Source organism: Pseudarthrobacter sp. GA104 (genome assembly GCF_009741265.1).
Classification (GTDB): Bacteria; Actinomycetota; Actinomycetes; order Actinomycetales; family Micrococcaceae; genus Arthrobacter.
Genome location: NZ_WOWL01000001.1, coordinates 1,402,954 through 1,417,405 on the forward strand (window position 1 = coordinate 1,402,954; position 14,452 = coordinate 1,417,405).

15 protein-coding genes and 1 tRNA gene are annotated in these 14,452 nt (G+C 65.8%); 7 read left to right on the forward strand and 9 right to left on the reverse strand.

Annotated elements, in window-relative coordinates:
• Positions 1–20: 20 nt before the first annotated feature.
• The 4 genes from cysS to GK109_RS06220 form a co-directional block, all read right to left on the reverse strand.
• Positions 21–1,496 carry a cysteine--tRNA ligase gene (gene cysS / locus GK109_RS06205; RefSeq protein WP_370460435.1) on the reverse strand — a complete coding sequence of 492 codons (1,476 nt, stop codon included), beginning with the start codon at positions 1,494–1,496 and terminating at the stop codon, positions 21–23.
• A 9-nt stretch (positions 1,497–1,505) separates the two neighbouring features.
• Complete coding sequence (ispF, locus tag GK109_RS06210; RefSeq protein ID WP_157239110.1) at positions 1,506–2,021, reverse strand: 2-C-methyl-D-erythritol 2,4-cyclodiphosphate synthase; 516 nt, start codon at positions 2,019–2,021, stop codon at positions 1,506–1,508.
• 2 nt (positions 2,022–2,023) lie between these two features.
• Positions 2,024–2,806 carry a 2-C-methyl-D-erythritol 4-phosphate cytidylyltransferase gene (gene ispD / locus GK109_RS06215; RefSeq protein ID WP_157239112.1) on the reverse strand — a complete coding sequence of 261 codons (783 nt, stop codon included), beginning with the start codon at positions 2,804–2,806 and terminating at the stop codon, positions 2,024–2,026.
• Between the two features lie 119 nt (positions 2,807–2,925).
• Positions 2,926–3,408, reverse strand: coding sequence for a CarD family transcriptional regulator (locus GK109_RS06220; RefSeq protein ID WP_011690592.1), 483 nt, complete (start codon positions 3,406–3,408; stop codon positions 2,926–2,928).
• Positions 3,409–3,681: 273 nt separating this feature from the next.
• Between GK109_RS06220 and GK109_RS06225 the strand changes: the two genes are divergently transcribed.
• Positions 3,682–4,230 carry a hypothetical protein gene (locus tag GK109_RS06225; protein WP_157242697.1) on the forward strand — a complete coding sequence of 183 codons (549 nt, stop codon included), beginning with the start codon at positions 3,682–3,684 and terminating at the stop codon, positions 4,228–4,230.
• A 91-nt stretch (positions 4,231–4,321) separates the two neighbouring features.
• On the opposite strand, the gene GK109_RS06230 is transcribed toward GK109_RS06225, so the two are convergent.
• Together GK109_RS06230 and GK109_RS06235 are read right to left on the reverse strand one after the other, a co-directional pair.
• Positions 4,322–5,002 carry a response regulator transcription factor gene (locus GK109_RS06230; RefSeq protein WP_050056313.1) on the reverse strand — a complete coding sequence of 227 codons (681 nt, stop codon included), beginning with the start codon at positions 5,000–5,002 and terminating at the stop codon, positions 4,322–4,324.
• The gene (locus GK109_RS06235) at positions 4,999–6,243 is read right to left on the reverse strand and encodes a cell wall metabolism sensor histidine kinase WalK (protein ID WP_157242698.1); all 1,245 of its coding nucleotides are present in this window, start codon (positions 6,241–6,243) and stop codon (positions 4,999–5,001) included. The genes GK109_RS06230 and GK109_RS06235 overlap by 4 nt, the downstream gene beginning before the upstream one ends.
• A 206-nt stretch (positions 6,244–6,449) precedes the next feature.
• On the opposite strand from GK109_RS06235, the gene phoU reads away from it, so the two are divergent.
• On the forward strand, positions 6,450–7,112 hold the full coding sequence (gene phoU / locus GK109_RS06240) for a phosphate signaling complex protein PhoU (protein ID WP_321215370.1): 663 nt from the start codon (positions 6,450–6,452) through the stop codon (positions 7,110–7,112).
• 70 nt (positions 7,113–7,182) lie between these two features.
• Here the strand turns inward: phoU and GK109_RS06245 are convergent, their stop codons facing one another.
• Positions 7,183–7,929 (reverse strand): phosphoglyceromutase, encoded by a 747-nt coding sequence (locus GK109_RS06245; RefSeq protein WP_104996822.1) that lies wholly within the window; start codon positions 7,927–7,929, stop codon positions 7,183–7,185.
• A 96-nt stretch (positions 7,930–8,025) separates the two neighbouring features.
• Between GK109_RS06245 and GK109_RS06250 the strand changes: the two genes are divergently transcribed.
• Positions 8,026–8,883 (forward strand): class I SAM-dependent methyltransferase, encoded by an 858-nt coding sequence (locus GK109_RS06250; RefSeq protein ID WP_370460436.1) that lies wholly within the window; start codon positions 8,026–8,028, stop codon positions 8,881–8,883.
• A 29-nt stretch (positions 8,884–8,912) separates the two neighbouring features.
• Here the strand turns inward: GK109_RS06250 and GK109_RS06255 are convergent, their stop codons facing one another.
• Both GK109_RS06255 and GK109_RS06260 read right to left on the reverse strand, forming a co-directional pair.
• Positions 8,913–9,272 (reverse strand): DUF2516 family protein, encoded by a 360-nt coding sequence (locus GK109_RS06255; protein WP_321215368.1) that lies wholly within the window; start codon positions 9,270–9,272, stop codon positions 8,913–8,915.
• 10 nt (positions 9,273–9,282) lie between these two features.
• A complete protein-coding gene (locus tag GK109_RS06260; protein ID WP_157239113.1) occupies positions 9,283–10,485 on the reverse strand; it encodes a PLP-dependent aspartate aminotransferase family protein in 1,203 nt (400 codons plus the stop codon).
• Positions 10,486–10,601: 116 nt separating this feature from the next.
• On the opposite strand from GK109_RS06260, the gene tmk reads away from it, so the two are divergent.
• The 4 genes from tmk to GK109_RS06280 all read left to right on the forward strand — a co-directional run bounded on the left by tmk (position 10,602) and on the right by GK109_RS06280 (position 14,198).
• Positions 10,602–11,300 carry a dTMP kinase gene (gene tmk, locus GK109_RS06265; protein ID WP_321215366.1) on the forward strand — a complete coding sequence of 233 codons (699 nt, stop codon included), beginning with the start codon at positions 10,602–10,604 and terminating at the stop codon, positions 11,298–11,300.
• Positions 11,297–12,439 carry a DNA polymerase III subunit delta' gene (locus GK109_RS06270; protein ID WP_321215365.1) on the forward strand — a complete coding sequence of 381 codons (1,143 nt, stop codon included), beginning with the start codon at positions 11,297–11,299 and terminating at the stop codon, positions 12,437–12,439. The genes tmk and GK109_RS06270 overlap by 4 nt, the downstream gene beginning before the upstream one ends.
• 16 nt (positions 12,440–12,455) lie before the next feature.
• Positions 12,456–14,021, forward strand: coding sequence for an alpha/beta hydrolase (locus tag GK109_RS06275; protein ID WP_157239115.1), 1,566 nt, complete (start codon positions 12,456–12,458; stop codon positions 14,019–14,021).
• 104 nt (positions 14,022–14,125) lie between these two features.
• Positions 14,126–14,198: transfer RNA gene (locus GK109_RS06280), tRNA-Thr, on the forward strand.
• Positions 14,199–14,452 lie beyond the last annotated feature (254 nt).

The window sequence follows — 14,452 nt, forward strand, 5'->3', positions numbered from 1 at the left end:
CGCTTCGGGAAACGCGCCGGTCAGTCGCGCTTCAGGCTCCAGGTTGCCCCGTCCGGGCCGTCCTCCACCAGGATGCCGGCAGCGGAGAGGGTGTCACGGATGGCATCCGAGGCCGCCCAGTTCTTCTCCGCCCTTGCCGCGGCACGGGCTTCCAGCTGGGCCTGCACCAGGACGTCCAGGGCGGCCTTGTCCTTGGTGTTGCCGGCATCGGCACCTGCCACGGCATTCAGCCCGAGGACGTCGGTCATGACTGCCACCGTGTTCAACGCGAGACGGGCCGCGGGGTCATCGCCTTCGGCAAGGGCGGTGTTGCCGGCCCGGACCGCCTCATGCAGGGCGGCCAGCGCACGCGGGACGTTCAGGTCGTCGTCCATGGCTTCGGTGAAGGTGCGCAAGGTTTCCGCGGAGGAGCCCTGGTGGCCGGCAGCCGTGCCGGAGCCGGTACCGAACCGGGCGGTCGCCTTGGCAATGAAACCATCAATGCGTTCGACGGCGGCGGCGGCCTCCTGGAGGGACGTGGGACGGTAGTCCAGCACTGAGCGGTAGTGGGCCTGGCCAAGGTAGTAGCGGACCACCCGGGGGGACGCCAGTTCCAGCATCTCGGCAGGACTGACGGTGTTGCCAATGGACTTGGACATTTTTTCGCCCTCGTAGGTGACCATGCCGTTGTGCATCCAGAAGTTGGCGAACGCGTGGCCGGCCGCCTGCGACTGGGCGAGCTCGTTTTCGTGGTGCGGGAACCGGAGGTCCAGGCCGCCGCCGTGGATATCGAATTCGGAACCGAGGTACTTGGTGACCATGGCGGAGCATTCCAGGTGCCAGCCCGGGCGGCCCGCACCCCACGGGGAAGCCCAGCTCGCCGTCGTCGGCTCTCCTTCTTTGGACCCCTTCCACAGGGCGAAGTCGCGCGGGTCCTTCTTCCTGTTGCTGAACTGCGGTTCGACGTCCGGGGCTGCCTGCATGTCATCGATGTTCTGCCGGGTCAGTGCGCCGTACTTGCTCCAGGAACGCACGTCAAAGTAGACGTCACCGGAGTCGTCGGGGGCAGGATAGGCGTGCCCGCGGTCGATCAGCTGCTGGATGAGGGCGTGCATTTCGGGGATGTGGCCGGTGGCGCGGGGCTCGTACGTTGGCCGGGAAACGCCAAGCGTGTCGTAGGCCTTGAGGAATTCCTGCTCGTAGCGGTAAGCAAGCGCCCACCATTCTTCCTCGGGCACTTCCCCGGGTTCCGGGGTGAACCCCGGCGCGAAGGAGGCCTCGGACTTGGCCAGGATCTTGTCGTCGATGTCCGTGACGTTCCTTACCACCGTGACCCGGAACCCGCGGTAGGCCAGCCAACGGGTGAGCTGGTCAAACGCAATGGCCGAGCGGATGTGGCCAACGTGGGGCATGCCCTGCACGGTGGCCCCGCAGTAGTAGAGGCTGGCTTTGCCCTCGACGATGGGCACGAAGTTCCGGACTTCGGCGGAGGCAGTGTCATAGAAGCGCAGGGTCACCGCTCCAGATTAGCTGATGGGAAGGTGCGGCCTCGGGTAGACCAGTGCGGTGGCCACCGCGGAGATGCCTTCACCACGGCCGGTGAACCCGAGGTGGTCGCTGGTGGTGGCGGTAACGCTGACGGGCGCGTCCGCGGCATCACTGAGGACCTGTTGGGATTCCTCCCGCCGGGGGCCGAACTTGGGCCGGTTGGCGACGAACTGGACAGCAACGTTGCCAATCTCAAACCCGGCAGCCCGGACAATCCGCGCAGCCTCGGCCAGCAGCGCGACGCCGGAGGCGCCGGCAAATTCCGGCCGGTCCGTACCGAAGTGCGTGCCCAAATCTCCTATCCCGGCGGCGGAAAACAGCGCATCGGCGGCGGCATGGGCCACCGGATCGCCGTCGGAGTGCCCGGCCAGGCCACGTTCACCCGGCCACAGGAGTCCACCCAGCCACAGCGGGCGGGGCTGGTCCTCCGTGGCGTAGGCGTGAACGTCCAGCCCGATTCCGGTTCGGGGGATGACCATGTCCGCAGGTCCCATTCCTAGCCTTCCACCCAGCGTGCGCCCAGCGGGCCCTCAAGGAGCCCCTCGGCGAGGATCAAGTCCAACGGAGTGGTGATTTTTAGGGACTGGGTGGACCCGCGGACCACGTGGACGGGGATGCCGAGCATTTCCACGAGCATTGCGTCATCGGTGACGGCATCGGACTCTTTCGGGCCCAGGGCCCGCGCGGCTTCGTGGGCCTTCAGCAGGGTGTTGAGTTGGAAGCCCTGCGGCGTCTGCACCGCGCGGAGTTCCTCGCGGGGCGCGGTCCCGGTGACAACCTCCGGGGCCAGTTCGCTGTCCGGGCCAGTAGTGGCCGCTACCGTCTTGACAGTGTCCACTACCGCCACGGCAGGTATGACTGCCGCGGCCCCCGCGGCCAAGGCGTCCGTCACGCGGTGGAAGACGGACTCGGGGGTGAGGGCGCGCGCGGCGTCGTGCACCAGCACCGCTTCTATGCCGTCCATCAGGGCTGCCATGCCGGCCCGGACGGAATCCGCACGGGTGCCGCCGCCGTCGACAATGGAAAGAAGGGGGCCGCCGTCGGCCAGTTCCTGCCGGAAGTCCTCGCACAGGCGGCGGAGGGCGTCGTCTCCCGGGGGCAGCGCAACGCACACCTGGCTGCCCGCTCCGGATGCGACAATGCCGCGCAGGGCATGCATCAGGATTGGCTCGCCGCCCAGGGGGACCGCCGCCTTGGGCATGCCGTAACCCAGCCTTTGCCCCGTACCTGCTGCCACCAGGATCACTGCGGTGACCAGGCGGGTGCGTGTTTCGCTCATGCGGACTAGCCTACGTCCCTGCAGGGCCGGCGCCTGAACACCTCGGGAGGAATGCCCGCGGCCTGTTTTTGGGCAAAAAGAAGCCCCGGCGGCACTTGGGTGCCCCCGGGGCTCAATTCTTAGGAAGCCAGGACCTCGTCGAGAACGCTTGCAGCCTTCTCTTCGTCGGTCTTTTCAGCCAGCGCCAGTTCTGAAATCAGAATCTGCCGGGCCTTGGCCAGCATTCGCTTCTCGCCTGCGGAAAGGCCCCGGTCGTGATCCCGGCGCCACAGGTCGCGGACGACCTCTGCAACCTTGATGACGTCACCGGAAGCAAGCTTCTCCAGATTTGCCTTGTACCTGCGTGACCAGTTGGTGGGTTCTTCGGTGAACTCGGCGCGAAGCACATCAAACACGTGCTCCAGGCCTTCCTTGCCCACTACGTCCCGAACCCCAACAAGGTCAACGTTCTCTGCTGGAACTTCAATGGTCAGATCACCCTGAGCCACCTTGAGCTTGAGATACATCTTCTCTTCGCCCTTGATGGTGCGCATCTTGATTTCTTCAATCTTCGCAGCACCGTGGTGAGGGTAAACTACTGTCTCGCCGACCTCAAATACCATGTGGACATTTCCCCTTTCCCGCTGACCAGTTTATCACGATTCAGGCATATGACCGGCCCGGAAGAGGGCGCCGAACCGCAGAAATACGCGGAAAACGGGCCAAATCGGCCCCCTTCACCCCCTTGACGAACGCGGATAATAGTGCATGTGCGGGGGCCTGGGGAAGGCCGATGTGACAGCTCCGAATCCTCGTTTGGCGTGCTTTGCGGATAGGCTATGCGTGATTAATGTTTCAAGACTCTTTGAGGAGTACGCGACGTGCGTTTCACTGCGATGACCCGGGCCCAGCGCGGCAAACTGGCACTGACGGCAGGCGCCCTTGGCGTGGGCCTGCTGACCGCCGGCTGCGGTTACATCACGCCCCAGCAGACCAGCGAACGGTACGCTGCATCGGACGGCATCGTCACCGACCTCGGCCCGATCCAGCTGCGCAATATCCTGATCATTTCCTCCGGCGAGGACCAGCCGGGCCGCCTGATCGGCGCCGTCTACAACTCCTCTTCGCAGGACGTGACGCTCACGGTCAACGGCGCAAAGGGCTCACAGACCGAGGTGCCGGTCAAGGCGAACTCCTACACGCTGCTGAACGACAGCTCGGACGAAGCCATCCTCAGCACCACCGGAGGAATCCCGGGCTCCCTCGTGGACGTCAAGATCACCGAGGACGGAACCAACGTGAGCAACACGGTGAAGGTCCCCGTCCTGGATGCAACGCTGCCTGAGTACAAGGAGTACCTGCCGGCCGGCAGCACGCCCTCGCCGAGCACATCGGCCACGCCGTCGCCGTCCGCTTCGGAAAGCGCAGGCGGGACCGGCCACTAAGGCTGCGGGCTGAGCCCACTGCAGGACAGGCATGCAAAAGGAGGGGCCGCAGGGCCCCTCCTTTTGCATGCCTGTCGCCGGGCGACCCTTTCTAGGGCTCGAACTTATAGCCAAGCCCCCGCACGGTGACCAGGTACCGCGGCGCTGACGGGTCCGGCTCGATCTTTCCGCGAAGCCGCTTCACGTGGACGTCGAGGGTCTTGGTGTCACCGACATAGTCAGAGCCCCAGACCCGATCGATGAGCTGGCCGCGGGTCAGCACCCGGCCTGAATTGCGCAGGAGCATTTCGAGGAGCTCGAACTCCTTCAGGGGCAGCAGCACCTGCTCGCCGCCAACGCTGACCACATGCCGTTCAATATCCATCCGGACAGGCCCGGCCTGCACGGTGGAAGAAATGAGTTCCTCCGGCTCGCCCTGGCGCCGCAGCACCGCCCTGACCCTGGCCACCAGTTCGCGGGAGGAGTATGGCTTGGTGACGTAGTCGTCCGCGCCAAGTTCCAGTCCCACTACCTTGTCGATCTCCGCGTCCTTGGCCGTCAACATGATTACCGGGACGCTGGACCGCTGGCGGAGCTGGCGGCACACTTCCGTGCCGGAGAGCCCGGGCAGCTGCAAATCCAGCAGCACCAGGTCCGCCCCGTTCCGGTCGAACTCGGTGATGGCGTCCAGGCCGTTGTCCACGACCTCCACCTCGAAACCTTCCTTGCCCAGCAAGTAGGACAACGGATCGCTGAACGACTCCTCATCCTCGACAATCAAGATCCTGCTCAAGCGTTTGCTCCTCGTTCGGTGGCGCCTGCGGCGCCGGGTACTTGGGTAACAGTTGGCTTTTCGGACCCTGCGGTCCCCGCCCGGGCGGGGGCAGCGGCCGGAGGTGTTTCTTCCCCGCCCTCCTGGCCCTCCATCTCGGGAAGCCGGAGGGTGAACGTGGAGCCCTGCCCGGGCTGGGACCAGAGGGTCACTTCGCCGCCGTGGTTGGACGCGACGTGCTTGACGATGCTCAGGCCAAGGCCTGTCCCGCCGGTATGGCGGGACCGGGCCGAATCCACCCGGTAGAAGCGTTCAAAGACGCGCTCCTGGTCCTCTGGGCTGAGTCCCTCGCCCTGGTCCGTAACGGAAATGGAAACCAGCCCTTCCCTGCTGCGCACACCGATCCCTACCCGGGTGTTCTCCGGGGAGTACCTGATGGCGTTATCGATCAGGTTGCGCAGGGCGGTCACCAGCAGGTCCTGGTCCCCGAAGACCTTCGCGTCGGTCCGGCCACCCACCACAATGCGGATATTCTTGCTCTCCGCGGGGAGCTGGGACCGGTCCACGGCCTCGGCTATGACCGCATTGACGTCAACCGGGCGGCCCTGCTGGGTGACGCTTGCGCCCTGCAGCCGGGAGAGCTCGATGATGTCCTGCACCAATGCGGCGAGCCGGCCGGATTCCTTGTGCATTCGCTTGGCGAAGCGCCGGACGGCCAGTTCGTCGTCTGCCGAGGACTCCAGGGCTTCGGCCAGCAGCGAGATGGCGCCCACCGGCGTCTTCAGCTCGTGGGAAACGTTGGCTACGAAATCGTTCCGGATCTCTTCTGTCCTGGTGATCTCGGTGCGGTCGTCCGCAAGCAGCAGGATGTATTCCTCCCCGAGCATTGCCGCCCGGACCTGGACGATGATGGTTCCCTGGCCGAGCGGGCCGCGGGGAAGTTCCAGCTGCCTTTCCAGGATGACGCCATCGCGGCGGACCCCGGCCGTCATGTCCAGCAGTTCCTTGTGGACCACCGTGTGGCCGCGGACCAGGCCGTAGGCATAGGCGGCCGGGTTGGCACGGACCACACCGTCCACCGCGTCCACCACCACAAAGGCGCGTCCGACGACGGCAAGCACCTCCGCGGCGCCCGCCGGCAGGGCGAGCTCCCCGGCGTCCACGTCCAGCAATTGCCGTTGTTTCTCGCTGACCCGGAAAGCGAGCACGCCGAACGTACCGAGCGCCAGGCCGATAAGGCCGGCCACCAGGCCGATAAGCATAGGATCCACAGCTCCACCTTATGCTGTAGGTGAAGGCATATCGGCGCGTCCCGGCCCCTTGGCCGGACGGTTCAACTAACGTTCACCTGCAAGGGCTTAACCGTTTACCGAACTTTGGCATTCTAGGTAGTTGGAGTGCCGAACGGCGACGCGATTCCTGCTGCCCGGACCGGGACCGGCGGGAGTTACAAGGAAAGGACGCCTACGTGCGTAAGGTTTTTCAGGAAGAGCTCACCCAGGTCGGTGACCAGCTGGTGGAGATCTCCCGGCTGGTCAGCGAGGCCATGGACAAAGCCACCACCTCCTTCGAGGTGGCGGACGTAGACCTTGCGCAGGACGTCATCGCTGCGGATGCCCGCATCGACTTCCTGCAGAACAGCCTGGATGAACGGGCCATCGACATCCTGGCCCTGCAGGGGCCCGTGGCAAGCGACCTCCGGATGATCGTCGGATCGCTGCGGATGAGCGCTTCCCTCGAGCGCATGGGAGACCTTGCACGGCACATCGCCCAGCTGGCACGCCTGCGGTTCCCGTCTACCGTCATCCCCGAATCCATGACCGGCACGTTCAAGCGCATGGCCGAGCTGGACAAAGAAATTGCGAACAAGTTGACGGTCCTGCTGGAAACCCGGGACCTTGAGGTTGCCCGGGACATCCTGAAGGCGAACACCGCCATCAACGATCTCCACCTCAGCGTGTTCAAGGCCATCGCGGCACCTGAGTGGGCCGAGTCGCCGGCAACCACGGTGGACGTCGCACTCGCGAGCCGGTACTTTGAACGCTTCGCGGACCACGGTGTCTCCGTCGCGCAGAAGGTCACCTATTTGGTGACCGGCGCGTGGCAGCCTACCGGGACCGAACACAGCTGACGTCAACGCTGCGGAATAACGACGGCGGGCCGGTCACGTGAAGTGACCGGCCCGCCGTCGTACGTACTGCTTACTTCTTGCCTTGGTTGGCGACTGCGAGGATGGCCTGTTCCGCGGCTTCCGGGTCAAGGTAGGTTCCGCCGGGCTTGATCGGCTGGAAGTTTTCGTCGAGGTCGTACACCAGCGGGATGCCGGTGGGAATGTTCAGGCCGGCGATGGCTTCGTCGCTGATGCCGTCCAGGTGCTTGACCAGTGCGCGCAGGGAGTTTCCGTGGGCCGTGACCAGGACGGTCTTGCCGGCTTTGAGGTCTTCCTTGATGTCCGATTCCCAGTACGGCAGGAGCCGGACCAGGACATCCTTCAGGCACTCGGTGCGGGGAAGGGCGTCTCCGAGGTCTGCATAGCGGGGATCGTGCGCCTGGGAGAACTCGGAGTTGTCATCCAGGGGCGGCGGCGGGGTGTCGTAGGAGCGGCGCCATTCCATGAACTGTTCCTCGCCGTACTCGGCAAGGGTCTGCGCCTTGTCCTTGCCCTGCAGCGCGCCGTAGTGGCGTTCGTTCAGCCGCCAGTCGCGCTTCACCGGGATCCAGCCGCGGTCGGCCTTGTCCAGGGCGATGTTCGCGGTGTTGATGGCACGCTTCAGCAGCGAGGTGTAGAGGATGTCCGGGAGAACGTTATTCTCAACCAGCAGCTCCCCGCCGCGTGCTGCCTCCTCGCGGCCCTGGTCGTTAAGGTCAACGTCCACCCAGCCGGTGAACAGGTTCTTGGCGTTCCATTCGCTGTGGCCGTGGCGCAGCAGGATCAGCTTGTAAGTCATGATTTTCATCCTAGCCGAGCAGTGTTGCCGCCCGCCCAGCGTTACATGCGTCGCCCGGTTAGGTGTCACCTATTGCTTCAGGGATAAGGTTGGGCGGTGGTGCAAAAGGCTGAACGGGTGACCGCCCCCCAGATTTTGGGCAGGAATACCGGCAGGCCCGGCAGGCCGGTTGGCAACATCACCCGCGGCACCACCAACCCTAACCGGATGCGCCGGGTGGACCGCTGGCTGACGGGACCGCAGGCCTGGCGGCTCCGGAATGCCGCGGATCCCCTGGTGGTGGACCTGGGCTACGGCGCTGCGCCGGCCACCGCCGTCGAGCTCTATGAACGGCTTTCTGCCGTCCGCCGGAACGTGCAGGTCTTTGGAATCGAAATCGAACCGGAACGGGTCCGCGCGGCGATCCCCCTGGAGCGGCCCGGGCTCAGCTTCCGTGTGGGCGGCTTCGAACTGCCCGTGCCCGGCAAACCGGCCCTGGTGCGTGCGTTCAACGTCCTGCGGCAGTACGAGGAAGCGGACGTGGCCGGAATCTGGCGGCTGGTGCAGGACCGGCTGGCCCCCGGCGGCCTGTTCATCGACGGCACCTGCGACGAGATCGGGCGGCGGGTCACGTGGGTGGCACTGGATGCGGAGCGGCCGCTATCCCTGAGCATTTCCGTCAGGTTCGGCAGCTTCCTCCTTCCCTCCGACGTTGCCGAAAGGCTGCCCAAGGCGCTGATTCACCGCAACGTTCCGGGCGAACCGGTGCACGCCCTCATGCAGGCCATGGACCGGGCTTGGCTCGAGTGCGCGCCGCTGGCGACCTTCGGGAACAGGCAGCGCTGGCAAGGCATGTGCAGGAGCCTGCGGGACACGGGCTGGCCAGTCCATGACGGGCCTTCGCGGTGGCGGCTCGGGGAGCTCACCGTGGACTGGGAGGCCGTGGCACCCTTGGCCGGCGGGGGCGCCGGCTAATTCACGCCGGCCAATTCACCCCGGCTAATTCACCAGGGGCCGTAGGGCCCCGTGTTGCGGCTGCCGCCCCTGCCCGCATCCTTCACGGCCGGCCGTACGTCAGCCAGGTAAACCGACGCAGCAACGACGGCGGCGAGCCCGAACAGCCCGAAGGTTCCGAAGAATGCGCCGCCACCACCGCTGTACAACGAAAGGGCGCCGATCAGGGCCGCGCCGCCGGTCAGTGCCAGCCAGAAGGTCTTGGTCCGCTTGCCCGTGGCCTCGAACGCGTTTGCACGGTGCCGGGCGCAGTCCGCCACGGCCCAGAGCTCCAGCCCCAGCGAAACCAGGGCAAGGATAAAGAACAGGGCCTTCTCAACGGGCTGGATGATAACGAGTTCAACGTCCACAAGCCCAAGCCTAGCCGTCCAGCGAGTCCAGCGCCTGCTTCACATCGGCCCAGAGATCCTCAACGTTCTCGATTCCCACACTGAGCCGCACCAGGTTCTCCGGGACGCTGGCCGGCTCAGCGGTGTGCCGCCGTCGGCGTTCGATGAGCGACTCCACACCTCCCAGCGATGTGGCAGGCAGCCACAGCTGGACGGCGCCAACCAGTTTGTCGGCGGCGTCAGCGCCGCTCATTCCCGCGCCTGGGCGTACCTGGATACAGATGATGGACCCGAAGCCCTTCATCTGCGCCTTGGCGCGTTCGTGGCCGGGATCCGCGGACAGGCCGGGGAACCGGACGGTCTCGACCGCGGGGTGGTCGCCAAGCCGCTCCGCCAGGACCATTGCAGAAGCCTGGGACCGTTCTATCCGCAGCGCCAGCGTCCGCAGGCCGCGCAGCGCCAGCCACGCTTCGAAGGGCCCCGCAATGGCGCCGTGGATAATCCGGTGATGGAGCAGCGCGGACCGGATGTCCGGGTTGGAGGTGACCAGGGCGCCAAGGACGACGTCGGAATGGCCCGCGAGGTACTTGGTCACCGAGTGCAGGACGACGTCGGATCCGAGCACCAGGGGCTGCTGCACCAGGGGTGTGGAGAAAGTATTGTCCGTAACGACGATGGCCCCGACGGCGTGGGCGGCGTCGGCCAGGACGGAGACATCCGCAATGCCGAGCATGGGGTTGGTGGGGCTTTCGAGCCACAGCATCGCCGCCGGCCGGGCGTGCGGCCCCGCAGCGGGGCTGCGGGGAGCAAGGGCCTCCTTCACGGCGGCAGTATCCGCAATGTCCACTGTCCGGAGCTCGATGAAGCCCTTCTGGGCGAGCTCAGCGGCCATGACCAGCGACCCGGAGTAGCTGTGCGTGGGCATTACCAGCACTCCCCCGGCAGGGACCAGGGAGAGCGCCGAGCTGACGGCCGCGAGTCCTGACGCATAGAGGAGTCCCGGCAGTTCTGAGCCCTCCAGCTGGCCGAGCGCCTCTTCGAAGGGATCCCAGGTGGGATTGGAATACCTGCCGTAGCCGCGGTCGCCGTCGCCGAGTGCCCCGGTGCCGAAGTATGTGGAGGAAAGGACGATCGGCTGATTGACCGGCTGGTCCCGTTCCCGTGGGGGACGCCCGGCCGCAACCACAACCGTCTCGGCTGACAGGGCCGCCGCCTGCTGTTCGGAAAGACTCATGGTGACAGCGTACTGTCCGCCGGGGACGGCCCGGAAAGCCGTTACCCGCCTCGTGGCCCCCGCGGGAATCCACACCTGAATCGGGAATTGCCAGCGGGGGTCGGTAGGCTTGGGTGGTGAGCAAACAGAGGGCCGGTCTTTTCATCGCGTTCGAAGGCGGCGACGGCGCGGGCAAGTCCACGCAGGCTGCGCGCCTTGCCGAAGCCCTCGAATCCCGTGGCCTGACCGTCCTGCTGACCCGCGAGCCGGGCGGAACCCCCGTCGGCGAGAAACTGCGCTCCCTTGTGCTGGACCACGGACACGGTGAGATTGATGCGCACACAGAAGCCCTGATTTTCGCCGCTTCCCGGGCAGCCCACGCAAGCCAAGTCATTCGGCCTGCGCTTGAACGCGGCGACATAGTCCTGACGGACCGGTACATCGATTCGTCGGTGGCATACCAGGGGGCAGGACGTGCCTTGGGCGAAGACGCCGTACGGTCCCTCAACGAGTGGGCCACGTCCGGCCTGCAGCCCCATCTCACCGTCCTGCTGGACGTTGATCCAGCGGTGGGCCGCCGCCGCCGCACGGCCGGCGAGACGGCGGAGGACCGTCTGGAGTCCGAAGCTGACGAGTTCCACCTCCGGATCCGTGAGGCCTTCCTGGAGCTGGCGCAGCGCCGTCCGGAGTCCTACCTCGTGCTGCCCGCCCATGACTCCGTCAGCAGGCTTTCCGCCCGGATCCTCGAGCGGGTGGATACCCTGCTGGCCGAACAGGACGAAACACCGGCGGGCGCACCCCAGGCCCGGGCCACGGCGGTCGGGGGCGCCCCGTGACGGTGTGGGACGACCTTCAGGGCCAGCCCGCCGTCGTCGAACAGCTGCGGCAGGCCTCCAGCGGCGAGGGACTGACGCATGCGTGGCTTTTCACCGGCCCGCCGGGTTCCGGGCGTTCCAATGCGGCCAAGGCGTTTGCCGCAGCACTGAACTGCGACCAGGAGGACGTCAGCCTGCGGGGCTGCGGGCGCTGCGCGGCGTGCCTGACCATCCTGGGCGAGACCCATTCGGACGTCACTTTCGTCCGCACCGAGAAGGTCACGATCACCATTGACGAAGCCCGTGAACTGGTGGCCACCGCCGGGAACCGGCCCTCGGCCGGCCGGTGGCGGATCATCGTGGTGGAGGATGCGGACCGGATGGCCGAGCGCACCACGAACGTCCTGCTCAAGGCCATCGAGGAACCAACTCCCCGGACTGTGTGGATGCTGTGCGCACCGTCCCCGGCCGACGTCCTGGTGACTATCCGGTCGCGCTGCCGCAGCGTGGCGTTGCGGTTGCCGCCGGCTGCGGACGTCGCCGCCCTGCTGGTCCACCGCGACGGCGTGGATCCGGCCCTCGCGGAGCGCGCCGCGCGGGCAGCTCAAAGCCACGTGGGCATCGCCCGCCGCCTCGCCCGTGATCCTGCGGCCAGGGAACGCCGGCTGGAAACAGTGCGGTTTCCGCTTGGCCTGCGGGGGGTTACGGCTGCCGTGATGATGGCGGACAAACTCGTCAAGATCGCCACAGCGGAGGCCAACAGTTCCAACGAAGAACGGGACGCTGCGGAGAAGGCCGCCTTGCTGGCAACACTGGGCGCACCCGAGTCCGGGACGCTCCCGCCTGCCATGCGCAGCCAGGTCAAGCAGCTGGAGGAAGACCAGAAGCGCCGGGCCAAGCGGTCCATCACGGACTCCCTTGACCGGACGCTGACCGATCTCCTCTCCTTTTACCGGGATGTGCTGATCATCCAGTTCGGGAATGCTGTGGAACTGGTAAACGTTGAGTTGAGGAGCGAATTGGAGGATTTCGCCAGCCGCTCCACGCCGGAATCCACTCTTGCCCGGATGGATGCCATCAACAAAGCCCGCGAACGCATCACCACCACGAACGTTGCACCGCTGTTGACCATTGAGTCCATGGCAGCCAGCCTGATCTAGTCCTTCAAGGAGACCGATGACTGCCCGCCCCCTGCCCGCACGGCCGCGACCCGTGGCGCTTGGCTTCCGCGCACTTGGGGCCATGGTTCTTGCCATGGTTCTGGCGTCCTGCAGCCTCCTCAGTGGCGGCGACCGCAGCCAGGAGGCTGCCACCGCCAAGGCCGACCCCTCGATCGTTGCGTCTGCTCCCGCCGGGCTGGAGAAGTTCTATTCCCAGGAAGTCGTCTGGGAGCCGTGCGAGGGCGAGTTCCAGTGCACCAAGGTGACAGTGCCCATGGACTACGGCAATCCCGACGGCGGGACGATCCAGCTCGCAGCGCTGAGGGCTTCGAGCACGGGGGAAAAGGCCGGGAGCCTCCTGGTCAATCCGGGCGGTCCCGGCGCCTCCGGCTACGACTTCGTCAAGGATGCCGCTGGAACCCATTTCTCCCAGGCTGTTCGTGATTCGTTCGACGTCGTGGGCTTCGACCCCCGGGGCGTGAAGCGGTCCGCCCCCGTGACCTGCATGACGGACGCTGAACGGGACGCAGCCAGGGCGAAGGTCTACGACCTCGAAACGGATGCCGGACTTGCTGCCGCCCTGGCGGACAACAAAGCGATTGCCACCCAGTGCGGGGAGCAAACCGGCCCGGTCCTGGCGCACATCGACACCGTCAGCTCCGCGAAGGACCTGGACATCCTCCGGGCCGTGGTCAATGATGCAAAGCTCAACTACCTCGGGTACTCCTACGGCACGTTCCTGGGATCCACGTACGCTTCGCTCTTCCCTGACAATGTGGGCCGGATGGTCCTCGACGGTGCCCTGGATCCGTCCATCAGCAATGAGGAGCTGACCAGCGGCCAGGCCCGCGCCTTCGAAAAGGCCATTCGGGCCTATGTAGCCAGTTGCCAGGGCCAGGACGGATGTCCGCTGAGCGGAGACGTGGAGGCGGGCGTCCAGCAAATCCGGGACCTGATCGCCGCCGTCCAGCAGACTCCGCGCACGGCAAAGGACGGCCGTGTAGTCAATGCCACCACGTTCGTGAGCGGCCTCATCACGCCGCTGTACAACGACCAGAGCTGGCCCGCCCTGACCCAGGCTTTGGACGCGGCAATGACCGGGGATGTAAGCCTTATGCTGCGGCTCGCGGACCTCGGCGCAGACCGCTCACCCAACGGGACCTACACGTCCAACTCGACCTTTGCGTTCAACGCCATCAACTGCCTTGACTACCCCATGGTGTCCGACACCGCCGGAATGCGTGCCGAACAGCAGCGCCTGATGCAGGACTCCCCCACCTTCGGGTATTTCTTTGCCTATGGCGGCACCAACTGCGTCGATTGGCCGTACCCGAACGTGCGCACGCCCGCCCCGGTGGAATACGACGGCGGGTCCACCATCGTGGTGATCGGCACCACCGGGGACCCTGCCACGCCGGTGGAATGGGCGTCATCGCTGCGCAAGCAGTTGGGCAATGCGGCACTTATGACCTGGAAAGGCGAAGGCCACACCGCCTACGGCCGGTCCAACGCCTGCATCGAGGATGCGGTTGACGCCTACCTTGTCAGCGGAAAGGTTCCCACCGACAACACGGTGTGCTGAAGGCCTCAGCAGCTCCCCGGCCGTCCATTTTGACCCGGGCGCGGGGACTCTATTACAGTTGAATCTTGCATGAGGCGCCCGGTTACGCCGGAGGATCATGCGGTGCTTCCTTAGCTCAGTCGGTAGAGCGTTTCACTCGTAATGAAAAGGTCATCAGTTCGATTCTGATAGGAAGCTCGGGATAAACCCCGGACAGCCCCTGTTTTCGGGGGTTTCCGGGGTTTTTCGCTGGTTAACCGGGTGCTGCTGCCCGAGGGCAGGGCACACTTATGGCACACTTTGCTGCCGGGCAGCCATCTGGGTTCCGGCACCAGTACGTAGCCCGCCGAACTCAGCTGCGTATTCGTGGCGCTTCCGCTTCGACTCAACAGTGACCCCGTCATCGTAGCGATCAGGCAATGAAACGCGCTGAGCCGGCAGACGAGCGGGGC